This is a genomic window from Sulfurospirillum diekertiae (assembly GCF_002309535.1).
Taxonomy (GTDB): domain Bacteria; phylum Campylobacterota; class Campylobacteria; order Campylobacterales; family Sulfurospirillaceae; genus Sulfurospirillum; species Sulfurospirillum diekertiae.
The window spans coordinates 217053-243490 of record NZ_CP023275.1; the positions used below are offsets into that span (position 1 = coordinate 217053).

Genomic DNA, 26438 nt, shown 5'->3' on the forward strand with positions numbered 1-26438 from the left:
GGTAGAACGATGGAAGATATTCAAGAAATTTTAGAAGATTTTTTGGTTGAAGCGTTCGAACTTATTGAACAACTTGATCAAAATTTAGTGGAACTAGAGGGCAATCCAGATGATTTGGAACTCCTCAATAGTATTTTTAGGGTCGCACATACGATAAAAAGGTCGTCATCCTTTTTAAATTTCGATATTTTGACTGGCTTAACCCATCACATGGAAGATGTTCTTAACAAAGCACGCCATGGTGACTTAAAACTCACACCAGAAGTTATGGATGTTGTTTTGGAATCTATTGACTTGATGAAAAGCTTGCTTCATGCCATTCGTGATAGTGGCAATGATACTTCCGCAGGTATTGACATTACAGACATTTGTCGCCGTTTAGACATTATCTCTAATGGTGATGTGGCTCCAACAGCCGTTCAAGAACTTGTAGATGAGTCCCCCGTTCCAGAGTCAGAAGAGAATGATAATACAGACTACTCAAAACTCAGCGACAAAGAAGTTGAAGACGAAATCGAACGTCTTTTGAAAATGCGTAAAGAAGAAGATCGTAAGCGAAGAGAAAACAATGGTGCACCAAAAGCAGCAGCTGCTGTTTCGACGCCATCCTTTGAAAGCTTAAAAGATCATGACGAAGACGATGACGTACCCAAAGTTATAGAACCAGTCGTTACAAAACGAGCCACTGCAGAAAATGCACCTGCTAAAAAAGAGTCTGCAAGTTCTATGGAGCAAACCATCAGGGTCGAGGTTAAACGACTGGATCACTTGATGAACTTAATCGGTGAACTTGTTTTGGGTAAAAATAGATTGCTCAAAATTTACGATGATGTTGAAGAACGCTATGAAGGTGAAAAATTCTTAGAAGAGTTAAATCAAGTGGTTTCATCTATTTCCCTTGTTACCACCGATCTTCAAATTGCGGTTATGAAAACAAGAATGCTTCCTATTGCCAAAGTCTTTAACAAATTCCCACGCATGGTACGCGATCTTTCACGAGAGCTTGGAAAACAGATTGAGCTTGAAATTTCAGGTGAAGAGACTGAGCTTGATAAATCCATTGTTGAAGAGATTGGTGATCCTCTTGTTCACATTATTCGTAACTCATGTGATCATGGTATTGAAGATGGGGCGACGAGACGTGCTCAAGGTAAATCGGAGATGGGACTTATTCAGCTCAAAGCGTACAATGAGGGAAATCACATTGTTATTGAAATTACCGATGATGGTAAAGGGCTTGATCCTGATTTACTTCGCACAAAAGCGATTGAAAAAGGCATGATTACTGAACGTGAAGCTGATGCAATGAGTGATAAAGAAGCGTATGCGTTGGTCTTTAGACCATCCTTCTCAACCGCTAAAGTTGTCACCAATGTTTCAGGTCGTGGTGTTGGTATGGATGTTGTTAAAACGAATATTGAAAAACTCAACGGTATCATTGATGTCGATAGTGAAATCGGTCATGGTACGGTTATAAAACTTAAAATTCCTCTAACGTTAGCGATCATTCAAGCCTTGTTAGTCGGTGCTCAAGAAGAGTACTACGCCATTCCATTAGCATCGGTTTTAGAGACGGTTCGTATTCCTTTGGATGAGATTTATACGATTGAAGGTAAAAATGTTCTCAGACTTCGTGATGAAGTTCTTTCACTTGTCCGTCTTTCCGACATCTTTGGTGTCAAACAGGTGTATGAAGGTGGCGAGCATACGTATGTCGTTGTCATCGGACTTGCTGAGTCAAAACTAGGTGTTGTTGTAGACACGTTGGTCGGTCAGGAAGAGATTGTTATTAAATCTCTTGGTGATTACCTCTAAGGCATTGAAGGCATTGCCGGTGCAACTATTAGAGGCGATGGACGCGTAACACTCATTGTGGATGTTGCAGCTCTTATGAATCTTGCAAAAGGCATCACCGTTGATATTCGTGCGAGTGCAGAAGCGGTGGTTAAAACAAAAACAGTTCCAAGTGACTACATTGTCTTAGCGGTTGATGATAGTGCCATGGATCGTAATATCATGAAAAAATCGATGGAACCCATTGGCGTTAAAGTCCTTGAAGCCAGCAATGGTCAAGAAGCACTCAATATGCTCAAATCGGCTGAATACAGCATTGATGCGGTCTTAATTGATATTGAAATGCCACGTATGGATGGATATACCCTTGCGGGTGAAATTCGTAAATACTCGAAGTATAAAAACCTTCCATTGATTGCGGTAACATCACGTACATCAAAAGCTGATAGGCTAAGAGGCGTTGAATCAGGCATGAGTGAATACATCACCAAACCATACTCTCCCGAATACCTCGAGAGTGTCGTGCGAAAAAATATAAAACTATAAGTGGGGCAGAGCGATGAACGATAAACTAAATCAAATTCTTCAAAAACAGCAACAACAAGTTGATGAGCCACACAAAAAAGAGGATGATATTATTCAATTGGTTGGATTCATTATAGGTCAAGAAGAGTATGCCGTGCCAATTTTGAGTATTCAAGAGATTATCAAACCGATCGAATATACCAGAGTACCTAGTGTACCGACGTATATTTTGGGTGTTTTTAATCTAAGAGGGAGTGTTATTCCTTTGATTGATCTAAGAAGCAAGTTTAAGATGGATCCTTCAAAAGTAACTGAAGATACACGCTACATAGTCATGAAAGGTTCAGATAACACTGCAGGCTTCGTGATTGATCGTTTGACCGAAGCGATTCGTATTAAAAGTAGCCGCATTGGACCACCACCTGAAACGATTCACGCGGAAAAAGGGATGGTTTATGGAATTGGTATGAGAGATGAGAATATCTTAACCATTCTAAAAGTAGAGCAACTTTTAAAAAGAGATTTTTAAATCAAGAAAGAGGTAGCCAAAAAAGATTTGGCTACCTTTACATGTAATGTTAAGACTGCAATAAATCTGCGACTAACTCAAAATTGTTAGCACTCATCATATGAATTTTTGGATGTACTTTTTTAAGTGCTAAAAAAGCGTTGCGCGAAAGTTCAAATCCTACTTTTTTTTCTTCCTCTTCACTGATTTTTTTAGCCTTTGCTAGCTTTTCCATCCAAAGAGGTGGGACATAAATACCTGGCACATGAGCAGCTAAAAATTGAGCTGTACGTAGTTTTACAATCGGGAAAAATCCTAAAATAAGTTGTGTGTGACTCTGCTCTTTATTAGCGGCTGATTTGGCATCTTTTAGAAGTTCTAAAAGCATGGTTGCATTTTCAACACTGTAAACCGGTTGTGTGATAATTCCTACTGCTCCGTGCTCAATCTTTGTTGCCATTTTTTTCATCAAATTTTTAGGAGTATTGGCGTGTGCATTGCAGACGGCAAAAGGGTAGATAGGTTTAGGCTGTGTTTTAAATGGCTTTCCAGAGTAGTCTATTCCTGCATTAAAACATTGAATAATCTCCAAAAGAAGGGTGCTATTGCCTTCAAAAACACCTTTAACAGCTGGCTGATCACTAGCACTTGCAGGATCCCCTGTGAGGCATAAGATCGTTCGTAAATCATAGGCATTTGCCCCTAAAAGATCAGATTGCAAAGCAACTTTATTGCGATCTCTCATGCTCATCGTAGTAATGACAGGTTTAGTAAAACGAGTTTGAAGTTTAAGTGCACCGAAAAAAGCATTAAATTTAAGCCGCGCGAGAGGGTTATCTGTAGTACTAAAACCATCTACTTTTTTATCCAGTCCAAACTGAGCTATCTTTTCAATAATAGGTTCGAATGTCGGCTCGTGCATAGGTGTTGTTTCAAGTGTTAAGAACGTGTCGTATTTGAGTTTTTCAATAAAAGAATCAATCATTTTTTTTCCATAGGTATGAGCTTTTGTGTATTATAACTTAAACAGGGTGCAAAATACTACACTAGTTTACAATCCATTAATCTCTCTGGAGTACAATTTTTCTTTGAAACAGCCATCTTTTACAAAGAAAAAGGTTTGTTTTAAAATTTAAAAGAGGAGTATTCCTGTGAAAAAAATAGTGCTTATGCTAGGTGGTTTATCGATTTTAGGAGCAACGATGTTTGCTGATACCGCTACTGACTTGAAAGCTGATAAACAGAAATTAGCAGCAGATAATCAACAAATCAAAGTGGATGAAAAACAACTCAAAACGGATAAAGTGAATAAGAACAAAGAAGCCATTGAAACAGATAAACAAAAATTAGCGACGGATAAACAACAAAAACAGACAGACAAAGCAAAATTAGAAGCGGATAAAGCTCAAAAAAAAGCAGAGAAAGCTTCCTCTAAACCACCTGTAAGTAATTAATATACACTCAAGGCTAGTTTATCACTAGCCTCCCCCTCTTTCCTTCTCCTCCCCTATAAACTTCACTAAGCAAGATATTGCTATAATTGACCAAAGATAATACATTACAAAAGGATAATCGTGAAGTTGTGCGTTTTCGATTTTGACTCGACACTGATGAATGGCGAAACCATTGATTTTTTGGCAAAAGAGCACGGTGTTGAGAAAGAAGTCTCGATGATAACGGAAGCTGCCATGCGAGGAGAGCTTGATTTTTTTGAGAGTTTAACCACCCGTGTTGGGCTTTTAAAAGGTATGAATGCAAGAAAAGCTGAAGAAATTTGTGCGTCATTGCCGCTGATGAATGGTGCTAAAGAGGCGATTGTGGGGCTGAAAGCAAAAGGGTATACTGTAGTTGTTTTTAGCGGGGGCTTTCGTATTGCAACGACACCAGCAAAGGCAATATTAGGATTTGATGCGGATTTTGCCAATGTGCTACATGCTCGCGATGGTCATTTAAGTGGTCTTGTGGGTGGTGATATGATGTTTGGTTTTTCAAAAGGTGATATGCTAAAACGCGTGCAAAATCTTTTACATGTAAACTATGAAAATACCATTGCGGTAGGGGATGGGGCGAACGATATCTCCATGTTTGAGTGTGCGGCCAAAAAAGTGGCATTTTGTGCCAAACCCATTTTAAAAAATGCGGCCAACGTTGTGATCGATGAGAAAGATATGCGTCATCTTCTCCAATTTATTTAAAAGAGTGAACTAATGTATAAGAATGATATTAAATTTTCATTATGGTGTGATTTTGTTGAGCGAAGTTTTTTAGAGGGTGAATTTGGTGATTTGATTGAGAAAAAGATTGTTAATGCGGCCACCAGTAATCCTTCAATTTTTAAGTCTGCTTTTTTAGGCTCACCTGCGTATGCGGAGGATAAGGCAAAGCTTCATGGCAAATCTGCTAAAGAGATGTATGAAGCACTAGCGATTGGAGATATTCAACGTGCAGCTAAAAAGCTCTTGCCTCTTTATGAAAAAGATGATGATGGTTTTATCAGCATTGAGGTTGATCCTTTCTTATGTGATGATGCAGAAGCAACCATTGAAGAGGGAAAACGTCTTTTTAAAGCCATTGGATATCCGAATGTTATGATCAAAGTTCCCGCAACAGAAGAGGGTTTTATTGCGATGGAAGTACTCTTAAGCGAAGGGATTAACGTCAATGCAACATTGATTTTTTCTGACATCCAGACGAAATATTGTCTAGAGGCATTTACGCGTGCGAATGAAACTTTAGTAGACATCTTGCAAAACTCATTTGTATTCCACAGCAAAACCACGGTCAAAGTTGATTAATCCACATATCAAATTAAAGCGTAGATTGAATCGTTTTCTTCTGTTTCTGTATTTTTGGGTGAGTATCTGAAATGTTTTGATTTTAGCATTCACATGTTCAACACATATTCTAGCACTTGCTTTTTGTCTGTTTTCCTCTTTTTGCTCCTCACTCAAAGGATGAAGTTTGGAGGCTTTATGGGGAATTTGACAATGGCTATGTTCTTTGGCAATACCCAGATATCCCAAATCAACATAAACACAGGTCTTGGGCATCAAGGGGAGATTAGATTCTTGAAACAGTCTAAAATCATGTGTCGTACCTTTAGCGGTATGCACACACATAATCCTCTCCTCTTTATCAATCACAATCTGTCCTTTAAGGGTATGACGCTTTTGCTTACCTGAGTAGTACTCTCTTTGCTTTTTTTGGGTCTTTGACAAGGCGTTTCTGTCGCATCAATGACAACAAAAGAGAGGGCAACATCACTTTTATAGAGTTCTCTCTTGCTTGGCAATGAAAATCTACCAGACTTAATCAACACTTCTTCTACTTCACATACAATCCTTGAAGCCGTTGATTCACTCACACCATAATCAAATCCAATATGTTCAAGGGTGCGATACTCACGATAATAGCCAAGCATCAAAAGTACTTTATTTTCTGGTGAAAGAGATCTCCTCCCTCCTACACCTAATCCTTTTTTACGATTCTCATCGTATTGCCTAAACACCTCTATCATTGCGTTAAATGTCTCTTCATTAACGCCAATATGGCGCTTAAAATCTTTGGGTTTATGCTTTTGCATTTGTTCATATTTTTTCATGCCTCTTGCCAAGCATTTTTAGTGCCTTTTATTTGAGTTTTGCAAGATGTCTAGTAAAAAAAGGGACTAAAAAACTTCCTCAAGCGGTGATTAGTATCTTTGTGAGTCGATTTGATCGCAAACTGGATGAACACTTCAAAAAAATTGATTTTGTTCTTTCACGCGTGGGGATTATGAACGCAATGAGAGCATATGAGCTTATTCAAAATGCACAGTTGCCAAATGTAAGAGCATTGTTTGCTAGCACCGGTGTTAAAGGTGATGAATTAAGCCCTGATTATTATATTCGCGAATTATTGCTTCCAAATTCGATTAATACAGCACCATTAGGAACGATTAAAGCTTTTATTGGCTCTTCTAAAGAGTGTGAATCTATTGAATTACGTTCTGATTGGATTGAAAACTTTTTTCACTCACTTGCAGCAAATGGCGTTGATATGAATGCCGTATGCGATGAGTTAATGGATGAAGGGTTAAGTGCCTTTAAAGATGCTTTTGTGGAGATTTTAGACGAACTAAAATAGCAAGGAAATCCGATGCAAAACGGGGTAAATGTTAGCGAACTTACGTTTGAGATGACCAAAAAGCTCAAATTTTATTTGAGTAAATTGGTAGAGCATCGCGGAAGTGATTTACATGTAAAAACGGGAACGACGATTCGCGGGCGAATCAACGGTGAAATTGTCTCTTTTTCTAGAGAGGTTCTTGCGTATCAGGATGGTCTTACATTAGCAAAAGAGCTTCTTCGAAGTCGTTTCCCTGAATTGGTTGAGAAAAAAAATATTGACTTTACGTTTAAACTCAACGATGAGTACCGATTTCGTGTCAATATGTTTTTTCAAGTAGATGGTGTCTCAGCGGTTTTTAGAACAATTCCGATGGTACTTCCAACCATAGAATCCCTTCATTTACCTACTATTATTAATACACTTTGTGATCTTCCTCGTGGACTTATCTTAGTGACAGGTCCTACGGGATCAGGTAAAACAACCACACTGGCTTCCATGATTAATCGCATCAATAAAACACAAAAAAAACATATTATTACGATTGAAGATCCTGTGGAGTTTATTTATAAAGACGAACTATGTGTGGTGAACCAACGTGCGATTGGTCAAGATGCTATTTCGTTTTCGGATGCTTTACGTGCAGCACTGCGTGAAGATCCCGATGTTATTTTAGTCGGTGAGATGAGAGACCTTGAAACGATTGAAACAGCGATGCATGCGGCAGAAACAGGTCACTTAGTGCTCTCCACGTTGCATACGGTGGACGCAAAAGAGACTATAGGACGTATTATTGGTATGTTTCCGGGAAGTGAACAAAACCGCATTAAGATGTCATTAGCATCTGTTTTACAAGGGGTTATTGCACAACGGTTGGTTAAAACAGTCGATCATGGACGAACTGCTGCCGTTGAGATCTTGGTCAAAAATGCGAGAATTGAAGCACTGATTTTAGAAGATCGAGAAGGTGAAATCCCTGATGCTATTAAAGAGGGGAAAGATGTTTATAAAACACAAACATTTGATCAAGCTCTTTTAGGATTATATGCAGAAGGCAAAATTGCGCGTGAAGAAGCCATCCAAAGTTCTACCAGCCGCAATGATATTACAATGGCTTTGGATTTTTACGATGCCGATAAAAGCCAAAAAGAGACACGCAAAGAAACTGTAAGGGTCAGTCTTAAAGAGCTTAAAGAAAATGATAAAGACATTATTGGTTTAAAACAATAAAAGATTTATACATCTTTTAGGTTCAATTTTGTACAATTAGCCCCTTATTTTTTATAAAGGAAAACTATGTTAGAAGGCATCATTAGAGATAGTATCGAAAAAAAGGCTACTAAAGCGCTTCGTAGAGATGGATATCTAATTGCTAATATTTACGGTAAGGGTGAACAAAACATCAATGCTGCATTTAAAGCAAACGAATTCATCAAAGCAGCAAAGAACAAAGAGACTCTTATTTTCCCAGTAAAAGTTGCTGGTAAAGAGTACAATGTTGTGATCCAAGATTATCAAAGAGACCCTGTAAATAGCAACCTTTTACATGTCGATTTACGTATTGCACTCCCAGGTGTTTTAAGTAAATATTTAGTCCCTGTTCTTCTTGAAGGTATTCCCGTAGGTACAAAAAACAAAGGTGTTCTAATCCAATCTAAAAAACGTTTAGCCGTTAAATGTACAGCTGAAAACTTACCAAATAGTTTTATTATTGATGTAAGTAATCTTGATGTAGGCGCGACTGTTTTGGTCCGTGATATTCCCGTTCCAGCAAACGTCACCATTATGGATGAGACACGTGTTTCTGTTGCCGGAGTTATTAAAGCGAAGTAACGCGAACTCATGACACTGATCGTAGGGCTTGGGAATCCAGACTTACAGTATAAAAATAATCGACATAACGTCGGTTTTATGGTCATCGATGCATTGCTCGATGACCAGTCTTCATGCGAAAAAATCACCAAAGCCAATTTCAAAGGCGAGCTTTTTAAAGCCCCCTCCATGCTTCTTCTTAAACCAGCAACGTATATGAATCTTTCTGGAGAGAGTGTACGTGCCGTGGATGACTACTTTAAGCCCGATCAAATTATTGTTATTCATGATGATTTAGACTTACCCTTTGGAACACTTCGCTTTAAGATAGGTGGTGGGCATGGTGGACACAATGGACTTCGCTCTATTGATGCTCATATAGGACCTGAATACATTAGGGTACGTATTGGTATTGGGAAGCCCTCTTTAAAAAGCGATGTAGCCAAGTATGTACTCTCTGATTTTTCAGCGTGTCAAAGAGAATTTTTACCTGGAATTCTTTTACATGTAAAAAAAAGCGTTAAAGCATTACTCACCGGGGATTTAAAAGAAGTTTCGCTACAATACTCGCTTAAACAAACTCTATGTGATGAGGATAAGGCATGAAACTTTTTGAGAAATATATTATTCAAAATTATCTCAAAAACTTCTTCGTTATATTCATTGCACTCGATCTTTTCTATGTGGGCGTTGATCTTCTAACCAACTACAACAACATTCCTGATTCTGCAAATTTACAGATTCTTTATGCACTTTTTCAAGGCATGAATGCTGTCAATTACGTGCTTCCTCTTTCTATCGTTTTTGGTATGATTGTAACTTATTTTGGCATGATTAAGTCAAATGAACTTATCTGTATGTATGCTTCAAGTATTAGTAAACGTTCTCTTGTTAAACCGTTTTTTATTACTTCCTTAGTCTTGACACTTTCTTATATTGGACTCAATTGTACAGAATTTGCATACGCTTATGAATATAGTTCTAATCTTAAAAAATACAACAGTATTTCCAATAGCGCCGAAGATCTATTCTTAAAAAACAACAATCAATATATTTATTTCAAAAAACTTGATCCTCTAAAGCAAGTAGCGTATGATGTGACTATCTTTGAAGTTGATAACGTTGATTTAACGAAAGTAATTCGCGCTTCCGTAGCTACTTTTGTTGATAATCATTGGATTTTGGAACATGTGAGCATTACCCATAAGCCCAAAGTTTCTTCATTAGATGACGAAGGTTTTCGTATTGAAAATGTTGAAAAATTGAAAATGATGGAAAATTTTAAACCTAAAATTATGGATAATGTATATCAAAGTGAATATGCCCTTTCTATTAGCGATGGTATAGATGCCTTACGTTTTTTTGATAACCAAAATGTCAATACAAGTAAAATCAAAGCAACACTTTTTTATCAGCTTTTCTTCCCATTTTTTGCTCCTTTCTTAATCGTTGTTTTGTATTATAAAGCGCCAATGATGGGGCGTTATTTTAATATGGCACTTGTTGCTTCTTCTTTCGCTTTTGTAACTCTCGTTGTCTGGAGTGGACTCTTTTTATTAAGTCGTTTAGCGGCTAATGGCGTTATACTCTCCGAAATTGCTATTTTATTTCCTATAATACTTCTTGTTGGTATTGCCGCTTATTTTTATTCCAAACGCTAAAAAGGTTTAATTATTTTTTGTTAAACTTTTTGATAGAATAGATAAATAGTGTTATCTAATGGGTCTTCTTTTGCAATACCCTCATTTAAGGTTTAAAATGACGAAATTCTCTGCATTAGCACAAAAATATGGTACTCCTTTATACGTTTATGATTTTGACACAATTGCTCAAAAGTTTTTATTACTAAAAGAGTCCTTTAAAGCACGCAAATCTCTCATCTGTTTTGCTGTAAAATCAAACTCTAATCTCTCTGTGTTGAAACATATAGCAAGCCTAGGTGCAGGATGTGATTGTGTTTCTATAGGCGAAGTTAAGCGCGCTTTAGTTGCCGGTATCCCAAAATATAAAATTATTTTTAGTGGCGTGGGTAAACGAGACGATGAAATCGAAGAGGCACTTCAAAATGATATTTTGATGCTGAATCTTGAGAGTGAAGAAGAGATGAATCGTGTTGAGATGATTGCATCCAAACTAGGGGTGGTTGCACGCATTAGTATCCGTGTCAATCCTAATATTGACCCAAAAACACATCCGTATATTTCAACGGGTCTTCATGAAAATAAATTTGGTGTTGATTTGGAAAGTGCAAAACGGATGTATATTTATGCCAAAAATAGTAGTTCACTTGACCCTGTCGGTATCCATTTTCACATTGGAAGTCAAATAACAGAAGTGGAGCCATTTAAAGAAGCAGCTCTTGTTCTGGCTAACTTGCTTCGTAACCTTAAAGCGCTCAAGATTGATATTAAGTTTTTTGATGTGGGTGGTGGAATTGGTATTCAGTACAAAGATGAAACAACGGTTCCACTTTATGAGTATGCGCAGTCAATTTTTAGTGCGCTGAGCGGTTTAGATGTGACACTTGTATGCGAACCAGGACGTTATTTGGTTGGAGAAAGTGGTTACTTCTTAACACGCGTATTGTATGAAAAAAACAATGGCTTTAAACGCTTTGTCATCGTAGATGGTGCGATGAATGATCTAATTCGCCCTAGCCTTTACCATGCCTATCATGCGATTGATGTGGAAGGGAAAGAAAACAAAGCTACAACAAAGTGTGATGTGGTTGGGCCTATTTGTGAAAGTGGTGACTTTCTTGCTAAGGATATTGAATTACCCGCTCTTGAACATGATGATCTCTTAATTGTTAAAAGTGCGGGAGCGTATGGCTTTACGATGAGCAGTAATTATAATACACGCTCACGTGTTGCAGAAATTGCACTTCAAAATGGCGAAGATCGCTTAATTCGCCAACGTGAAAGCTTTGAAGATGTGATTGCTCTGGAGAAAGCATATTTATGAATGATTTAAGATTTGACATTTTTCAAAATAATTCGTTTAAGTTGTTGAAGGCATCAGAAAAAGCTTTACATGTAAAAGTATTTAGTGCCAACCATTGGGCATAGAAAAGGCAAATTATGCAAACAATAGAACACTATAGAAAAAAGATTGATCATATTGACGACCAGATCTTAAAATTGCTCAATGAACGTATGGAACTGGTCAAAGAGATTGGTCGTGCCAAACAAACGAGTGGAACAGCGATTTATCGACCTGAGCGCGAAAAAGAGATATTAGATCGTCTTAAAGGACTCAATGAAGGTGCTCTCAATCCTAAAGCGATCGATGCCATCTTTTTAGAAGTTTTTGCGGTCAGTCGTAACCTTGAGTTTCCTGAGAAAATTGCTTTTATGGGACCTGAGGGAAGTTATACGCATCAAGCGGCAGAGAGTCGTTTTGGCGCAATGGGCAGTTATATTGAGCTAAGCTCCATTGAAGCAGTCTTTCACGTCTTGGAAAATGGTGAAGCCAAATACGGTGTCGTTCCAGTAGAAAACAATACAGCCGGTGCGGTAGGGACAACACTGGATTGTTTAGGAAAATTTAACTCAAAAATTGTGGCAGAACTTTACATGGATATTCATCACTCTTTTGCTACGGTATGTGAAGATATTAAAAAAGTGAAACGTATCTATTCGCATCCGCAAGGTTATAATCAGTGTCGAAAATTTTTAGAAGAACATATGCTTTTAGGGGTGGAATTCATTCCAACCAAGTCAACGGCAGAAGCAGCCAAAAAAGCAAGTGAAGATTATGATGCTGCGGCAATTTGTTCTCATATTGCTGCTAAATTATCGAATCTGCCCGTCTTATTTGAAAAAATTGAAGACAATATGGCTAACCAAACACGCTTTTTGATTTTGAGTGATTTTAAAAATAAAAAAGGGATTCATAATAAAACCTCCATTCTAGCAAAAACGGATGATAAGCCAGGTGGGTTGGTTGAGTTCTTGCAAACATTTCAAGATCAGAAGGTCAATCTTACCAAGATTGAATCACGCCCAACGAAAGAGAAAGGGTTTCAGTCCATTTTTTATATGGATTTTGAAGGACACATTGATGATGAAAATGTCCAAAAAGTGATCGAAGAAAATAGAGATAGATACGATATTAAATGGCTTGGAAGCTATATTTGTGGAGGATGAGAGATGCAATTTAACGGTGTTTTAGACAATTTGAAAACGTATGAAGCGGGCAAACCTATTGAACTTGTGGTACGAGAGTATGGTATTGAGCCCCAAGATGTTATTAAGCTTGCAAGCAATGAAAATCCAAGAGGCTGTAGCCCTAAAGTAATTGAAGCTGTACGTGCGGAAGCCATCCACATGAACCGTTATCCTGATGATAGTATGTATGAACTCAAAGAGGCTTTAGCGCGCAAGTATCATGTCGAAGATAAAAATATTATTATAGGCTCAGGAAGTGATCAAGTCATCGAGATGGCGATTCATGCCAAAGCGAACGCTAACAGCAAAGTTTTGATGGCAGGCATTACGTTTGCAATGTATGAGATTTATGCGCTTCAAACCGGTGCAAAAGTACTCAGGACTCCCTCCTCTCAACACAATCTTAAAGAGATGCTTGAAATATATAAAGCGAATAAAGATATCTCCATTATTGTTCTTTGTATTCCCAATAACCCACTTGGTGAATGTTTGGATGCCAAAGAAGTGTATGCCTTTTTAGAGCAGATTGACAAAGAGACATTGGTGATCGTTGATGCTGCTTATTTGGAATATGCGCGCGTTAAAGATCCTGCTAAAAATATCGATGCACATGATTTGATCACGAAATATCCAAATGCCATTTACACAGGAACATTTTCTAAAGCCTATGGATTGGGCGGTATGCGTTGTGGATATGGCATTGCTCAACCTGCGATCATTCAAACCTTTTTGAAACTACGTGCACCTTTTAATATTACAAATTTGACTTTGAAAGCTGCGATTGTGGCTCTTAGTGATCAAGCCTTTGTGGATGCTTCTGTGAAAGAAAATTTTGAAGAAATGAAAGTGTATGAGGTGTTTGCAAAAGAGCTTGGATTTAGTATTATTGAGAGTTATACGAACTTTATTGTTTTAGCATTTGATGCCAGTAAAAACGCAGGAGTCATTGCACAAAAGTTGATGGAAAAGGGTATAATCGTTAGAAATTTAGGATCGTATGGTATGAATGCTATTCGCGTTACGATAGGAACACCTGAGCAAAACGTACGCTTTTTTGAACTCTTTAAAACAATTTATAAGTAAGAGAAAATAAATGGAGCTTAGAACACTTTTAAATCAAATAGCGACACTGATACAAAACTTGACACTACGTCAAAGGATTGTAGCAGCAGTTTCGATTGTTGTTCTCATCGGTTTTTTAGTGTTCCTGACGCTCTACAAGAATTCAACTTCTACTAAAGGCAGTGGTTATAGTGTTCTTTTTGAAAATACAACCGCTGGTGATTCTGCTCTAATTATTCAGCAACTCGAAAAAGAGAAAATCCCATATAAGGTAGTTAATGAAGGTACGATTGCCGTACCAAGTGATGTTGTCCATAAAGAGCGTATAGCTATTGCTGCCCTAGGAATTCCAAAAAACAGTAAAGTTGGTTTTGAAATTTTTGATAAAGCTGAATTTGGTGCCACTGATTTTGAGCAAAAGATAAAATATGTTCGAGCTCTTGAGGGGGAATTGGCGCGTACAATTGAAAGCCTTGGACCCATTGCCAATGCGAGTGTGCATATTGCCATTCCTAAAGAAACTGTATTTGCACAAAAACAAGCCACCCCTACAGCTTCGATTGTTTTAAATATTCGCCCAAGTATGAATCTCTCCGCTAAACAAATTATTGGTATTAAAAATCTTGTTGCAGCTTCTATTTCTAATTTGACTGCTGAAAATGTCTCTATCGTGAATCAAGACGGTGAACCTTTGGGAGATGATCAGAATAACATGTTCCAAGGCGAATTGGTTAAAAGTCAAATGCGCTATAAAAAAGAGTTTGAACATAATGTTGAGCAAAAAATTATCAATGTTTTAGCACCTGTTATTGGTGGAGTTGATAAAGTGAATGCAAAAGTAACCATTGATTTTGATTTTTCACAACAAGATTATGTCAGCGAAACGTATGATCCCAATTCTGTACCTCGAAGCGAGCAGAGTGTTGAAGAAAAACGTGAAGGGAAAGAACCGCAAGACGTTGGCGGAGTACCAGGTGCTATAAGTAACATCGGTCCTGTGCAAGGATTAGAGAGTACTAAAAAGGCTGAAACGTATCAAAAAAGCTCTACTACAACGAATTATGAGATTTCTAAAAAAGTCGTTAATTCTAAAGATGAGTTTGCTAAAATTAAACGTTTAACAGCGGCTGTCGTTGTAGATGGCGCCTATAAATATGGTGTAGATAGTAATGGAAAAAAGAAAAGCGAATTAGAATATGCTGCACTTAGCAAAGAACAAATGGATGCTATTCGTGATGTTGTGAAACAAACGGTAGGATATAATCAAACAAGGGGTGATGAGGTTACAGTGAGTAACTTTGAGTTTAAACCACTCTCCAGTGATGGTACTCGCGCTCCTACGAAAGATTTGATGGATAAAGTTTCTAATTATATGGGACCATTGGTTCCATTGCTTAAATATATCATCGTTGGTATCTTACTCTTTGTATTTTACAAGAAAGTCATTATTCCTTTCAGTCACAAAATGGTGGAAACAAAACTGGATGATTTTGAAGATGAAATTGAGCCAATGGCTGCACCAGAAGAAGAGGGCGCTGAGGATACTTTAGAGAAATTTAGACAAGCACGCAAGAAAGTTGAAGATCAATTGGGTATTGGTCAAGACTTTAATGAAGAAGCGTTGAAGTATGATGTTTTATTAGAAAAACTAAAACATTTGGCAGAACAAAAAAGTGAAGAATTTGCATCGCTTTTACAGTCTATGATTCGCAATGAAGGCGATTATGATGGCGGTAAAAATAGCTCTAAGGATCTATCATAATGAAACTTACCGAAGAACAAAAAACCCTTTACAATGAACTTACGATGGCTGAGAAGGCAGCAATTTTGCTCATTCAGTTGGGTGAGGATTCCACGGCTAATCTTTTTTCTCATATGGAGATAGACGTTGTAACCGATATTTCTAAATTTATAGCAACCGCAAAAAATATTGATAAAGCTGTAGCCAATGCGGTACTTGAAGAGTTCTATGTTATTTTACAATCTAACCAGTATATTAGAAGTGGCGGTATGGAGTATGCGAAAGAGATTTTGTACCGTACTTTTGGTGCTGAGGGAGCTCAAAAAATTCTTGATAAACTCTCTAAATCCATGGAAAATTCTCAAAGTTTTGGTTATCTCTCCCAAATTAAGCCTCAGCAGTTAGGTGATTTTATTATTAATGAGCACCCACAAACAGTTGCTCTTATTTTAGCGCATATGGACGCAACCAGTGCGGCCGAAACACTCTCTTTCTTCCCCGATCAACTCAGAAGTGAAGTGACAATTAGAATGGCAAACCTAGGTGAAATCTCACCTTCGGTTGTAAAAAGAGTATCGGCTGTTTTGGAAAATAAACTTGAATCGCTAACGTCTTATAAAGTTGAAGTAGGCGGTCCTCGTGCTGTGGCTGAAATCCTCAACCGTTTAGGTCAAAAAGCTTCTAAAACCACTATTGCGTATATTGAGCAAGCAGATGAGAAACTAGCCTCTGTCATTAAAGATATGATGTTTACGTTTGAAGATATTATGAAACTCGATGGTAATGCAGTCCGTGAAATTCTCAAAGTTGCCGATAAGCGTGATTTGATGGTCGCGCTCAAAGGTTCAGCAGAGGAGTTAAGGAAAAAATTCTTTGAAAATATGTCACAACGTGCACAAGAAGCGTTTGTGGAAGAGATGAATTTCTTGGGAGCTGTACGTGTTAAGGATGTGGAAGAGTCTCAACGAAAGATTGTTGAGGAAGTTCAAAAATTAGCAGAACAAGGCATTCTCCAAATCGGTGAAGCGGAAGAGATGATAGGTTAACATGGTAACAGAAAATATTATCGATAAAGATAGAGTGGATGACCATTCCGTCAAGCCGTATCGATTTAAGGTATTAGGTTCAACACCAGAAGCTTCTGCTGTTCCTTTACATGTAAACGAAGAATATACACAAGAAAGTATGTATGACCCAGAGTCAATGCCTGTGAGTGATGAAATAATCAATATTGCACGCATCGAAGAAGGAACCCAAAATCAGTTTATTGAAGAGTTACTCAAAAAGACAGATGAGTTAACCACAAATGTGGTTAAACTTCAAATTCAGATTGAAAAACAAGAACAAGATTTTAACAACAGACTCAACGAAGAGCTTACCCGAGAACGTGAAAATGCTTATGCACAGGGATATCAAAAAGCTAAAGATGAGGCTGAAGTTGCTGTTGCAGAAATGAAGACACGTTATTTGAAATCAATTGGCCATTTAGATACACTCTATAAGAGTCTAGAAGAGCGATTAGCTAAGGTTGAGACAGATATGAGTGTTACCGCTTTTGAAATTGCCAAAGAAGTCATAAAAAAAGAGGTGAGCATATCAAGTTCTAAAATTGCAGCTTCACTTTCAAAAGCACTCCTTCAAGAGGTAAAAGATGCAGTCAAAATTGAACTTAGGGTAAATCCAAAAGACTTAGAGGCGCTCAAAGAGCTTTATGCAGAAGATGAAAAGATAAAAATAACTGCAGATGATGCCATAACCTTAGGTGGTGTAGTCATCTTAAGCGATGTAGGCAATTTGGATGGCAATTTAGCAATGCGCTTAGAAAAAGTAAAATATCTATTACAAGAAAATTAAAAAGTACTGGAAGCCATGAAACAATTAAGAGAATGTTCTATTGAAGAATTAAACGAATATTGTGAACAAATTAGGCAAAAAATTATTCAAACAGTTAGTAAAAATGGGGACATCTCAGTAGTAATGTGGGTGCCGTTGAGCTCATTGTTGCGATGCATTATGTATTTGATGTAAAAAATGATCCTTTCATTTTTGATGTCAGTCATCAAGCCTATACCCATAAATTAATTACAGATCGTTGGGATCGTTTTGATACACTTCGCGAATTGGATGGTATTAGTGGCTATACGCGACCTGATGAATCACCTTATGACTATTTTGTTGCAGGTCACAGCTCAACTTCAATTTCGCTGGCTGTAGGTGCAGCAAAGGCAATAGCGCTTAAAGGTGAACAATACAAACGTGTGCCAGTGGCATTAATTGGGGATGGATCTCTCAGTGCAGGAATGGTTTATGAAGCACTTAATGAGTTGGGAGATCGCAGATACCCCGTTATCATTATTCTAAACGATAATAAAATGAGTATTTCAAAACCCATTGGCGCCATTAGTAAATTTTTATCCAGTGCCATGGCAGGTGATTTTTATCAAAAGATTAAAAAAACAACCGAACAGATTTTACAGTATTTACCAGAGAGTGCGACGTATATGGCGAAGAAGTTCGAAGAGAGTTTTAAATTGATTACGCCAGGTATTTTGTTTGAAGAACTGGGGATTGACTATATTGGTCCCATTGATGGGCACAATTTAGAGAGTCTTATTCGTGCAATGCAATCGGCAAAAAGCTTAAAAAAACCCGTCATTATTCATGCGCAAACGCTTAAAGGGAAAGGCTATGAAATGGCCGAAGGATACTATGAAAAATGGCATGGTGTCGGCCCTTTTGATGTAGCCAGCGGAGAAGCTCTCAAAAAAGGTGTGAGTAAAAATGCAACCACGATGTACTCAGAGGCGCTTATGGATTTAGCAAAACAACATGAGAATGTTGTAGGCGTTACGGCTGCTATGCCAAGTGGAACAGGACTAAGCCCACTCATTCAAGCCTATCCTAATCGTTTTTGGGATGTAGCCATTGCGGAACAGCATGCAGTAACATCTATGTGTGCAATGGCAAAAGAGGGATTTAAACCTTACATTACGATTTATTCTACTTTTTTACAAAGAGCTTACGATCAAGTCATTCATGATGCATCTATTTTAAATTTAAACGTTGTTTTTGCGATTGATAGAGCAGGTATTGTAGGCGAAGATGGTGAAACACATCAGGGCGCTTTTGATATCTCCTATTTGAGTGTTATTCCCCATATGACACTGATGGCACCCAGAGATGAAAAAGCAATGCATGCAGCAATTCGATATTCTTATAGTCATCAAGGACCTTTGGCCATTCGTTACCCTAGAGGAAGCTTCTTATCATGTGACGCATTTGAATCCAAACCTTTTGAATATGGCAAGGCACAGCTTCTCAAAGAGGGAAAAAGTAAAATACTGCTTTTAGGCTATGGTAGTGGTGTTGGTAAAGCTGTTGCTACATCAAAAATTTTATCTGAACAAGGGATAGATGTAGCTATCGTCGATTTACGCTTTGCAAAACCTTTAGATGAAGCTTTGTTGCTTTCATTAGCGCTTAAATATGAAACATGGTATGTCTTTAGTGATAGTGCAAAAATAGGTGGTGTTGGCTCCCTTTTGATGGCATTAAAAGAGAAAAATACTTTACATGTAAAGATCAAAACATTTGAGTATGATGATGCTTTTATTACACATGGAGCAACACATTTAGTCGAAGACAGATTGGGCATTACCATCGAACAATTAGCAGAAAAAATTTTGCAAGAGATGAAGAGATAGAGTAATTAATAAAAAATATTAGTTAATTTATTTTCGGGAAAATTGATCTATAATATGGAATCATTCAAAAAAGATTATAAAGGGAAGGGGGGAATAGAGTATGAATGATTTTATCAATCTTCTTAAAACCAAAGAGCTTAAAGCAACACCCCAAAGAATATCTGTTCTTAAAGAGTTAGATAAAAAGGGACATCCAACCATTGATGATCTCTATAATGCACTTAAAAAAGAGAATCCATCTATGTCTTTAGCGACAGTGTATAAAAACCTTGCAACGCTTAAAGAAAAAGGTGTGGTCATTGAGGTGAATACTGCTGAGGGGAAAATGCGTTATGACATCTATTCTAAGCCGCATATTCATCTTGTTTGCCAACAGTGTGGTTCCATTGAAGATGTTGATTATGACCAAAGTTTATTTGAATATCAAACGATATTAGAAACTAATAAGCATGTTAAAATTGATCGAATGGATGTGATTGCAACAGTAAAAGAGTGTTCTGTTTGTAAAAAGAAGTAGTTATCAAAAAAATAAAGAGAGGAGAGATAATCTCTCTTCTCTTTGTCGATTAAAGTTTATCGGAGTTATGTGCTAGATAATCAGCAACACCTGCCGTGCTGGCTGTCATTCCTTTGTCGCCTTTTTGCCAACCTGCTGGGCATACTTCACCATATTCATTGGTAAAGAGCATTGTATCAATCATTCTTAACATCTCATCAATGTTTCTTCCAAGAGGTAAATCATTGATAACAGCATGTCTTACAGTACCATCTTTATCGATAAGAAAAGAACCGCGTAACGCAACACTGCCATTTAATAAAACATCATAATCGCGAGAAATTTGTTTGGTAATATCAGCTACTAAAGGAAATCTTACTTGACCAATTCCGCCTTGATTAATAGGAGTGTTTTTCCATGCAAAATGTGAAAATTGTGAGTCGATAGATGCACCAATAACATTAATACCACGGTTTTTAAACTCTTCTAGTCTTTTATCAAATGCAATGATTTCAGAAGGACATACAAATGTAAAATCAAGTGGATAGAAGAAGAGAACAGTCCCTTTTGATCCAAAGTTTTCATAGAGATTAAAATTATCGACAATTTGATTGTCACCCAAAACAGCAGTTGCGGTAAAGTCAGGAGCTTTATTAGTTACTAACATAATTATCCTTTTATTGAGAATTTTTATTGATACAGAAATTATACAATTAAATAGAAAAAAATATTTTAATTAATAAGACTAATTTTACCCAGTAAGCTTTTATCCAAATTAAGTTCGGAATTCTCCTAACTTATGATTAAGGTTCTCAGTCATTTTACTGAGATGTTCAGCAGCGCCTGCAATTTCTTCAACGCTACGGCTATTTTCCATTGAAATTTTGTTAATTTCTCCTATCTTATGAATCATGATTTCAATCTCATCTCCTGTTTGAAGATAACTATTAACAGTATTCTCTGTAATTTTGGTCACTTCATTAATAATGACAAAACTTTCTTGGAGGCTATTTTCAACTTGTTGAGCGGTATTGGCTAATTCTTCTATTTTTTCTGAATTATGACTCATTTGCTCACTGGAATTAACGATAGATTGTACAATAACATTAATGGTTGCATTGATCTCTATAAGACTTTTTTGAGTGCGTTCTGCAAGTTTACGTACTTCATCTGCGACAACCGCAAAGCCACGCCCATGTTCACCAGCACGTGCTGCTTCAATAGCGGCATTGAGTGCTAAAAGATTCGTTTGATCCGCAATGTCACTAATCACTGTTAAAACACTTCTAACCTGCTCTGCATCGGTACTTAGTTGATTAAGTTTTTGTGCAAGCTCAATCTCTGTTACGGAACTTTTTTGTATCTCTTCTGTTAGGGCAATAACAGCATTACTAGCTGTTTTAAGTGCACCATTCGCTTTTGTCATATCTTCTTTACTGTTCTTGGCTTGATCAATAGAAATAGTCATATCTTCACGTACTCGATTAGCTTGGTTTGTTGTATCCAAAACAATAGTCGTTGATTTTTCAACAAGTTTTTCAACTTGTAAGGAAGTTGTGGATAATTCATGTGAAATGGAAGAATTTTCGCTAGAAAGTGATTTAGCATTACAAATGAGAATACGCACTTTTTCAATAAAATGATTAATTTGTTCGCTTGCTTGTGCTATTTCATCATTGCCTTTAATTTCTAAATGGCGTGTAAGATCGCCATCGCCACTAGAAAGATCTCTTGCTTTTTCTATGAGGTTATTAAGAGGTTTTGTGATGATTTGATTAATAAGTGTCCAGATAATAAACACAATAATAAGTGTCATAATAAAAGAAGTGATAATAAGATTGTTTCTTAGCTTGTCATTAGCAGCTTGAAAATCTTTTTCGTTCGCTTTTGCAACCAATATCCAATTCCATTTATTAAAGGGTTGGAAGCTGACAATTTTTGCTTCACCATCTTCTTGAATGTGTAGCATCCCCTGTTTTTGTCCTAAAATTTGTTTATCAAGGTCAAAAGTAATCTTGGAATTATCAACTTTTGGATGAATATCATATGACTCACTTTTGGTATTGATCGCATAAAAATAACCATTTTCTCCAATTTTCATACTATTGATTTGTTGTTTCAATGCTTTAAGGCCATCTGTGAAGTTATAGCCAATAAATAAAATTCCTACAATTTTATCATTTTCAATAATCGGTGAATAAACGGTGATATAATTTTGACCAAAAAGCCTCGCACTTCCAATATATTTTTGTTTTTTCATAATAGGTTCATATGCTGGGCTTGTTTTCCCTAACATGGTTCCCATAGCACGTGATCCATCTTCTTTTTTTAGTGAAGTGGAAACACGAACAAAATCATCACCATGAAAAGCGAAAATAGTAGCAACAGCGCCCGTGAGGTTCGTAAATGTATCTACTTTTACGAAATTATTATTTAATGTATGACCATCAGCTGCAATTAAAGGTGTTTCAACACCATGAACCATAATTTTTTCACTCGCATTTATATGAAAATTACTAAATTCTGATTCAAAAACAGTAAAAAGCTTGATAGCAGTATCCTCAAGTGCACTATTATAAACGTTTACAGTTTGCTCTAATCCCGTAAGATTTGCAGTAATCTTTTGTTCAGTTTCTTGTTTAATATAGCTACTCAAATAAATATTGATGTAAAAGATAAAAGCAAAAATTGCAAAAGAAACGATTAATACCTGTAAAATAGTTACTTTTTTAGCTAATGAATTCATTTATATCTCCATATATAATGTATATTTAAATATATAGTATGAAAAAAACCCTTTGGAAAAGTTAAATAGGAAACATAAAGTTAAACATTTGTTTACCTTTTAATAAAATAAACATTGATGAATGATTCAATAAGTTAGATCTATCTAGAAATTTTTATTTAACCTGATTTTTTTAATCTAAGCTATTTTCATGCTACGAACTTAATGTAAGATTTCTTTGATAAAAGATTTTGATACAAGGCGTCTTGGTTAGAAAGAAGGTTCCAGTTCAAACTGGCTAAATTAAACCGTTTGTTAGTTTTTAACTAGTAATTTGGGTTTAATATCAATTTTAATTTAGTTTGGATATAGTTTTTCGTTAGTATAAAAACCAATTGAGGAGAAATTATGGCAGTAAAAATTACTGATATTTGTATTGCATGTGGCGCCTGTATTGATGAGTGCCCGGTAGAAGCAATTGTAGACGATAGTGATAACCCAACAGGTGCAGATATCTATTATGTCTATGCTGACAAATGTGTCGAGTGTGTAGGACATCATGATGCCCCAGCATGTGCTGAAGCTTGCCCAACTGAAGGTTGTATTGTATGGGATGCTCCATATGCAGGACAACCAAGTCGTGACGAGATCAGTGCAGATATGCGAAAAGGTACAACGCCTTGCGCTGAATAATAACTACAAAGAGGGGAAACCCTCTTTGTCTTTCTATATTTAAAAATAGTATTTAATTGATATTAAAAAAAAATTCTGCTATACTCCCACGTTCTAATTCCCTACAAAGTTATGAAATTCAATTATATATAGGAGAGGATTGTGGAGAACACATTATCCATTATTAAACCAGATGCAGTAGCAAAAAATGTTATTGGTAAAATTGTTGACAGATTTGAATCAAATGGGTTAAAAATTGCAGCGATGAAAAAAGTCCAACTTAGTCAAGCAGATGCTGAGGCTTTTTATGCAGTTCATGCAAGTAGACCATTTTTTGGTGATCTTGTTAAATTTATGATTAGTGGACCTGTTGTGGTTATGGTTCTAGAAGGCGAAAATGCCGTTCTTAAAAATCGTGATCTTATGGGTGCAACGAATCCTAAAGAAGCAGCAAAAGGTACTATTAGAGCTGATTTTGCTGATAGTATTGATGCAAATGCAGTTCATGGTAGCGATAGCTTAGAGAATGCAAAAATCGAAATCGATTTCTTTTTTGCCAGAAGAGAAATTCTCTAATTTCAATGAAAGTTGAATTCAAAAAAGTTCCCACAACTGGGATTCATTTTGAAACATCTTTGGATGAAATTAGATTTTTTGGTGAGGCGTTAAAAATAGGCAAGACAATGGTGAGATGTACAGGTCAATTGGAAGGGACACTTCCTCATCTGTGCGACCGATGTGGCGAAAATTTTGAGTTAACGGTTAATGAGCGTGTTGAAGTCTTTGCACAAGAAGGTCTTTACGAAGATCAAGAAGGTGAAGAGCTTTTAAATATAATAGAATTTTTTGATGGTTCGATTGATCTTGATTCAATACTTCAAAGTGAAATTGAAGCTTTCAAAAGCGATTACCACTATTGTGGACAATGTGAACAACTAAAAGGAGAATAAAATGGCTGTACCTAAGAGAAGAGTGAGTAAAACCAGAGGCGCAAAAAGAAGAACACACTACAAAGTAACACTTCCTATGCCAGTTAAAGACAGTGATGGAACATGGAAAATGCCTCATAGAGTGAACAAAACAACAGGCGAATATAAAAACTAAATGCTAACCATAGCAATTGACGCGATGGGCGGAGACTTCGGTCCCGCTCCTATTGTTGAAGGTACGCTTCAGGCGCTTAAAGAGCGTCAATTTAAAGCACTGCTTGTCGGGGACATTAATGTTCTCAAACCTCTTATCCCTCAAGAATACTTAGCTAAAATCTCTTTTGTTGAAGCATCAGATATTTTAGATATGCATGAAGCAGCCACAAATGCTCTCAAACGCAAAGAAACATCTATTTATAAAGCTGTTGATCTTGTCAAAGATAAAGTAGCCGATGCTGTTGTTTCGATGGGGCATAGTGGTGCAACAATGAGCTTAGCAACGCTTCGTATTGGAAGGCTCAAAGGTGTTTTACGTCCTGCCATTGCTACAATTATGCCAACAGCAGTGCCTGGAAAGCTTAGTCTTGTATTAGATGTTGGCGCCAATGTTGACTGCAAAGCAGAGCATTTAGCACAATTTGCTATTATGGGTGAAACCTATGCTAAAGATGTTTTGAAAATTGCTAAGCCAAAAGTTGGACTTCTTTCTAATGGTGAAGAAGAGAGTAAAGGCAATGAGATAACAAAAGAGGCGTTTGCAATCCTGAAAAAAATTGAGAGTTTTGTCGGCAATGTTGAGGGCAATAATGTTTTTGATGGTTCCGTAGATGTCATTGTTTGTGATGGTTTTGTAGGAAATATTTTGCTGAAAGCAAGTGAAGGCGTGGCAGATTCTATTACAAAAATTATCAAACAAAATGTACGTCGCTCACCATTAGCAATTGCAGGGGCAGTGCTTATGCGTAAAGTTTTTAAAGTGCTTAAAAAGCAAGTTGACTATGCAGAGTACGGCGGTGCTCCACTTATTGGAATTAATGGGTGTGCCATTATTGGCCATGGTAAGAGTAATGCAAAAGCAGTCAAAAATGCTATTTATCAAGCGATTAATTTCTCAAGCTCTGGTATTAACACAGATATTGAACAAAAACTAGTGCTATTAGAGCAATAAAGGATTAATGTGTATGCATCTTTAAAATCCATCGGAGGCTATGCCCCTTCTCGTGTTTTGAGTAATTTAGACCTTGAGAAGATGGTTGAAACAAGTGACGAATGGATTGAGAAGCGTACAGGTATTAAAGAACGACGTATTGCATCAGTGGAAGAAGCAACGAGTGATCTAGGAGTGAAAGCGGCTGAGAAGGCTATTGAACGCGCAGGCATAACTAAAGAAGAGATTGATCTGATCATCTGCGCGACACTCTCCCCTGATTATTTTTGTATGCCTTCTACTGCATGTGTGATTGCTGGAAAACTAGGTATTAATGATGTCATGGCATTTGACATTAGTGCTGCATGCAGTGGATTTGTCTATATGCTTTCAATGGCCAAAGCTTTTATTGAGTCAGGTGCAAAGAAAAATATTTTATTGATTGGTGCCGAAAAAATTAGTAGCGTGGTTGATTATACCGATCGTGGTACGTGTATTCTTTTCGGTGATGGTGCGGGTGCTGCCATTATTGGTGCAACTGAAAATAAAAATGAAGCTATTTTAGATATTCACGCTTCGGCTGACGGTCGTTATGGCGACCTTTTAATTACTCCAGGGTGTGGCTCAAAATACCCTTGCTCTCAAGAAACACTGGATAATAAACTGAATTACATCAAAATGCAGGGTAACGATGTTTATAAAGTAGCAGTAAAAACACTCACAAACGATGTGATTGAGATTTTAGAAAAAAACAATATCACTGCTTCACAGATTGATCATTTTATACCCCATCAAGCGAATATGAGAATTATTGAAGCTGTCCGTGCAAAGCTTGATTTCCCTCTTGAAAAGACTATTTTAACCGTTGCAAAATATGGCAACACCTCGGCAGCCTCAATACCGATGGCAATTAATGACGCCTATGAAGAGGGACGTATCAAGAAAGGTGATTTAATGCTTTTAGATACTTTTGGTGGTGGTTTTACATGGGCTAGTGGTCTTGTAAGGTTTGGTGGTAACTAATATTCTTTGATACCTTCATAAAGG

The 26438-nt window shown here is 37.0% G+C and carries 27 protein-coding genes and 2 pseudogenes; 24 read left to right on the forward strand and 5 right to left on the reverse strand.

What is annotated here, in order from left to right; genetic code table 11:
- Positions 1–9: 9 nt before the first annotated feature.
- Both SJPD1_RS01180 and SJPD1_RS01185 read left to right on the forward strand, forming a co-directional pair.
- Positions 10–2340, forward strand: a pseudogene (locus SJPD1_RS01180) (hybrid sensor histidine kinase/response regulator).
- 13 nt (positions 2341–2353) lie between these two features.
- Complete coding sequence (locus SJPD1_RS01185; RefSeq protein ID WP_096045603.1) at positions 2354–2848, forward strand: chemotaxis protein CheW; 495 nt, start codon at positions 2354–2356, stop codon at positions 2846–2848.
- Between the two features lie 49 nt (positions 2849–2897).
- Here the strand turns inward: SJPD1_RS01185 and SJPD1_RS01190 are convergent, their stop codons facing one another.
- Complete coding sequence (locus SJPD1_RS01190) at positions 2898–3812, reverse strand: methylenetetrahydrofolate reductase (RefSeq protein ID WP_096045604.1); 915 nt, start codon at positions 3810–3812, stop codon at positions 2898–2900.
- Positions 3813–3978: 166 nt separating this feature from the next.
- Between SJPD1_RS01190 and SJPD1_RS01195 the strand changes: the two genes are divergently transcribed.
- The 3 genes from SJPD1_RS01195 to SJPD1_RS01205 all read left to right on the forward strand — a co-directional run bounded on the left by SJPD1_RS01195 (position 3979) and on the right by SJPD1_RS01205 (position 5622).
- Positions 3979–4281, forward strand: coding sequence for a hypothetical protein (locus SJPD1_RS01195; protein ID WP_096045605.1), 303 nt, complete (start codon positions 3979–3981; stop codon positions 4279–4281).
- Positions 4282–4401: 120 nt separating this feature from the next.
- The gene (gene serB, locus SJPD1_RS01200) at positions 4402–5022 is read left to right on the forward strand and encodes a phosphoserine phosphatase SerB (protein ID WP_096045606.1); all 621 of its coding nucleotides are present in this window, start codon (positions 4402–4404) and stop codon (positions 5020–5022) included.
- 12 nt (positions 5023–5034) lie between these two features.
- Positions 5035–5622, forward strand: coding sequence for a transaldolase family protein (locus SJPD1_RS01205; protein ID WP_096045607.1), 588 nt, complete (start codon positions 5035–5037; stop codon positions 5620–5622).
- Here SJPD1_RS01205 and SJPD1_RS01210 read toward each other — a convergent pair.
- Positions 5581–6045: a transposase family protein gene (locus SJPD1_RS01210; RefSeq protein ID WP_084613060.1), complete on the reverse strand. Its 465-nt coding sequence runs from the start codon at positions 6043–6045 to the stop codon at positions 5581–5583. The genes SJPD1_RS01205 and SJPD1_RS01210 overlap by 42 nt on opposite strands.
- Positions 5967–6428 carry a transposase family protein gene (locus SJPD1_RS01215; protein ID WP_025343414.1) on the reverse strand — a complete coding sequence of 154 codons (462 nt, stop codon included), beginning with the start codon at positions 6426–6428 and terminating at the stop codon, positions 5967–5969. Before SJPD1_RS01215 ends, SJPD1_RS01210 begins: the two co-directional genes overlap by 79 nt.
- 101 nt (positions 6429–6529) lie before the next feature.
- Here SJPD1_RS01215 and SJPD1_RS01220 point away from each other — a divergent pair, with 101 nt between their 5' ends.
- The 13 genes and pseudogenes from SJPD1_RS01220 (at position 6530) to SJPD1_RS01280 (ending at position 19939) form a co-directional block, all read left to right on the forward strand.
- Complete coding sequence (locus SJPD1_RS01220) at positions 6530–6952, forward strand: transaldolase family protein (RefSeq protein ID WP_245391475.1); 423 nt, start codon at positions 6530–6532, stop codon at positions 6950–6952.
- Between the two features lie 12 nt (positions 6953–6964).
- Positions 6965–8164 carry a type IV pilus twitching motility protein PilT gene (locus SJPD1_RS01225; protein ID WP_096045609.1) on the forward strand — a complete coding sequence of 400 codons (1200 nt, stop codon included), beginning with the start codon at positions 6965–6967 and terminating at the stop codon, positions 8162–8164.
- A 66-nt stretch (positions 8165–8230) separates the two neighbouring features.
- Positions 8231–8767, forward strand: coding sequence for a 50S ribosomal protein L25/general stress protein Ctc (locus SJPD1_RS01230; RefSeq protein WP_096045610.1), 537 nt, complete (start codon positions 8231–8233; stop codon positions 8765–8767).
- A gap of 9 nt (positions 8768–8776) precedes the next feature.
- A complete protein-coding gene (pth, locus tag SJPD1_RS01235; protein ID WP_096045611.1) occupies positions 8777–9352 on the forward strand; it encodes an aminoacyl-tRNA hydrolase in 576 nt (191 codons plus the stop codon).
- Positions 9349–10407, forward strand: coding sequence for an LptF/LptG family permease (locus SJPD1_RS01240; RefSeq protein ID WP_096045612.1), 1059 nt, complete (start codon positions 9349–9351; stop codon positions 10405–10407). The genes pth and SJPD1_RS01240 overlap by 4 nt, the downstream gene beginning before the upstream one ends.
- 97 nt (positions 10408–10504) lie before the next feature.
- Positions 10505–11710, forward strand: coding sequence for a diaminopimelate decarboxylase (gene lysA, locus SJPD1_RS01245; RefSeq protein ID WP_096045613.1), 1206 nt, complete (start codon positions 10505–10507; stop codon positions 11708–11710).
- Between the two features lie 116 nt (positions 11711–11826).
- Complete coding sequence (gene pheA, locus SJPD1_RS01250) at positions 11827–12894, forward strand: prephenate dehydratase (RefSeq protein ID WP_096045614.1); 1068 nt, start codon at positions 11827–11829, stop codon at positions 12892–12894.
- Positions 12895–12897: 3 nt separating this feature from the next.
- Positions 12898–13998 (forward strand): histidinol-phosphate transaminase, encoded by a 1101-nt coding sequence (gene hisC, locus SJPD1_RS01255; RefSeq protein WP_096045615.1) that lies wholly within the window; start codon positions 12898–12900, stop codon positions 13996–13998.
- 10 nt (positions 13999–14008) lie between these two features.
- Entirely contained in the window at positions 14009–15739 is a 1731-nt protein-coding gene (gene fliF, locus SJPD1_RS01260; RefSeq protein WP_096045616.1) for a flagellar basal-body MS-ring/collar protein FliF, read from the forward strand.
- The gene (gene fliG, locus SJPD1_RS01265; RefSeq protein ID WP_226372275.1) at positions 15736–16764 is read left to right on the forward strand and encodes a flagellar motor switch protein FliG; all 1029 of its coding nucleotides are present in this window, start codon (positions 15736–15738) and stop codon (positions 16762–16764) included. The genes fliF and fliG overlap by 4 nt, the downstream gene beginning before the upstream one ends.
- 1 nt (position 16765) lies before the next feature.
- Complete coding sequence (fliH, locus tag SJPD1_RS01270; RefSeq protein ID WP_096045617.1) at positions 16766–17572, forward strand: flagellar assembly protein FliH; 807 nt, start codon at positions 16766–16768, stop codon at positions 17570–17572.
- Between the two features lie 15 nt (positions 17573–17587).
- Positions 17588–19422 (forward strand): annotated as a pseudogene (gene dxs / locus SJPD1_RS01275) (1-deoxy-D-xylulose-5-phosphate synthase).
- Between the two features lie 100 nt (positions 19423–19522).
- Positions 19523–19939 carry a Fur family transcriptional regulator gene (locus SJPD1_RS01280; protein ID WP_096045618.1) on the forward strand — a complete coding sequence of 139 codons (417 nt, stop codon included), beginning with the start codon at positions 19523–19525 and terminating at the stop codon, positions 19937–19939.
- A gap of 49 nt (positions 19940–19988) precedes the next feature.
- Here SJPD1_RS01280 and SJPD1_RS01285 read toward each other — a convergent pair whose 3' ends face one another.
- Both SJPD1_RS01285 and SJPD1_RS01290 read right to left on the reverse strand, forming a co-directional pair.
- Positions 19989–20585, reverse strand: a complete 597-nt coding sequence (locus SJPD1_RS01285; RefSeq protein ID WP_087437535.1) for a peroxiredoxin — start codon at positions 20583–20585, stop codon at positions 19989–19991.
- Positions 20586–20693: 108 nt separating this feature from the next.
- Positions 20694–22664, reverse strand: coding sequence for a methyl-accepting chemotaxis protein (locus SJPD1_RS01290; RefSeq protein ID WP_096045619.1), 1971 nt, complete (start codon positions 22662–22664; stop codon positions 20694–20696).
- Positions 22665–23051: 387 nt separating this feature from the next.
- Between SJPD1_RS01290 and SJPD1_RS01295 the strand changes: the two genes are divergently transcribed.
- From SJPD1_RS01295 to SJPD1_RS01320, 6 genes are all read left to right on the forward strand, one after another.
- Complete coding sequence (locus SJPD1_RS01295; protein ID WP_041956163.1) at positions 23052–23336, forward strand: DUF362 domain-containing protein; 285 nt, start codon at positions 23052–23054, stop codon at positions 23334–23336.
- A 141-nt stretch (positions 23337–23477) separates the two neighbouring features.
- The gene (ndk, locus tag SJPD1_RS01300) at positions 23478–23891 is read left to right on the forward strand and encodes a nucleoside-diphosphate kinase (RefSeq protein WP_096045620.1); all 414 of its coding nucleotides are present in this window, start codon (positions 23478–23480) and stop codon (positions 23889–23891) included.
- A 5-nt stretch (positions 23892–23896) separates the two neighbouring features.
- A complete protein-coding gene (locus tag SJPD1_RS01305; RefSeq protein WP_096045621.1) occupies positions 23897–24265 on the forward strand; it encodes a DUF177 domain-containing protein in 369 nt (122 codons plus the stop codon).
- 1 nt (position 24266) lies between these two features.
- Positions 24267–24419 carry a 50S ribosomal protein L32 gene (gene rpmF / locus SJPD1_RS01310; protein WP_041956166.1) on the forward strand — a complete coding sequence of 51 codons (153 nt, stop codon included), beginning with the start codon at positions 24267–24269 and terminating at the stop codon, positions 24417–24419.
- Positions 24420–25412, forward strand: a complete 993-nt coding sequence (plsX, locus tag SJPD1_RS01315) for a phosphate acyltransferase PlsX (RefSeq protein WP_096045622.1) — start codon at positions 24420–24422, stop codon at positions 25410–25412.
- Positions 25413–25421: 9 nt separating this feature from the next.
- Positions 25422–26414, forward strand: coding sequence for a beta-ketoacyl-ACP synthase III (locus tag SJPD1_RS01320; protein ID WP_096045623.1), 993 nt, complete (start codon positions 25422–25424; stop codon positions 26412–26414).
- Positions 26415–26438: the final 24 nt, after the last annotated feature.

Excerpts from the sequence above, each read along its gene's own strand:
- SJPD1_RS01190 (WP_096045604.1), bottom strand. The coding sequence starts at position 3,812 with ATGATTGATTCTTTTATTGAAAAACTCAAATACGACACGTTCTTAACA.
- pheA (WP_096045614.1), top strand. The coding sequence starts at position 11,827 with ATGCAAACAATAGAACACTATAGAAAAAAGATTGATCATATTGACGAC.
- hisC (WP_096045615.1), top strand. The coding sequence starts at position 12,898 with ATGCAATTTAACGGTGTTTTAGACAATTTGAAAACGTATGAAGCGGGC.
- SJPD1_RS01280 (WP_096045618.1), top strand. The coding sequence starts at position 19,523 with ATGAATGATTTTATCAATCTTCTTAAAACCAAAGAGCTTAAAGCAACA.
- SJPD1_RS01225 (WP_096045609.1), top strand. The coding sequence starts at position 6,965 with ATGCAAAACGGGGTAAATGTTAGCGAACTTACGTTTGAGATGACCAAA.
- SJPD1_RS01305 (WP_096045621.1), top strand. The coding sequence starts at position 23,897 with ATGAAAGTTGAATTCAAAAAAGTTCCCACAACTGGGATTCATTTTGAA.
- pth (WP_096045611.1), top strand. The coding sequence starts at position 8,777 with ATGACACTGATCGTAGGGCTTGGGAATCCAGACTTACAGTATAAAAAT.
- SJPD1_RS01185 (WP_096045603.1), top strand. The coding sequence starts at position 2,354 with ATGAACGATAAACTAAATCAAATTCTTCAAAAACAGCAACAACAAGTT.
- SJPD1_RS01295 (WP_041956163.1), top strand. The coding sequence starts at position 23,052 with ATGGCAGTAAAAATTACTGATATTTGTATTGCATGTGGCGCCTGTATT.
- SJPD1_RS01215 (WP_025343414.1), bottom strand. The coding sequence starts at position 6,428 with ATGAAAAAATATGAACAAATGCAAAAGCATAAACCCAAAGATTTTAAG.
- SJPD1_RS01240 (WP_096045612.1), top strand. The coding sequence starts at position 9,349 with ATGAAACTTTTTGAGAAATATATTATTCAAAATTATCTCAAAAACTTC.
- SJPD1_RS01230 (WP_096045610.1), top strand. The coding sequence starts at position 8,231 with ATGTTAGAAGGCATCATTAGAGATAGTATCGAAAAAAAGGCTACTAAA.
- plsX (WP_096045622.1), top strand. The coding sequence starts at position 24,420 with ATGCTAACCATAGCAATTGACGCGATGGGCGGAGACTTCGGTCCCGCT.
- fliF (WP_096045616.1), top strand. The coding sequence starts at position 14,009 with ATGGAGCTTAGAACACTTTTAAATCAAATAGCGACACTGATACAAAAC.
- rpmF (WP_041956166.1), top strand. The coding sequence starts at position 24,267 with ATGGCTGTACCTAAGAGAAGAGTGAGTAAAACCAGAGGCGCAAAAAGA.
- SJPD1_RS01290 (WP_096045619.1), bottom strand. The coding sequence starts at position 22,664 with ATGAATTCATTAGCTAAAAAAGTAACTATTTTACAGGTATTAATCGTT.
- fliH (WP_096045617.1), top strand. The coding sequence starts at position 16,766 with ATGGTAACAGAAAATATTATCGATAAAGATAGAGTGGATGACCATTCC.
- lysA (WP_096045613.1), top strand. The coding sequence starts at position 10,505 with ATGACGAAATTCTCTGCATTAGCACAAAAATATGGTACTCCTTTATAC.
- SJPD1_RS01205 (WP_096045607.1), top strand. The coding sequence starts at position 5,035 with ATGTATAAGAATGATATTAAATTTTCATTATGGTGTGATTTTGTTGAG.
- SJPD1_RS01285 (WP_087437535.1), bottom strand. The coding sequence starts at position 20,585 with ATGTTAGTAACTAATAAAGCTCCTGACTTTACCGCAACTGCTGTTTTG.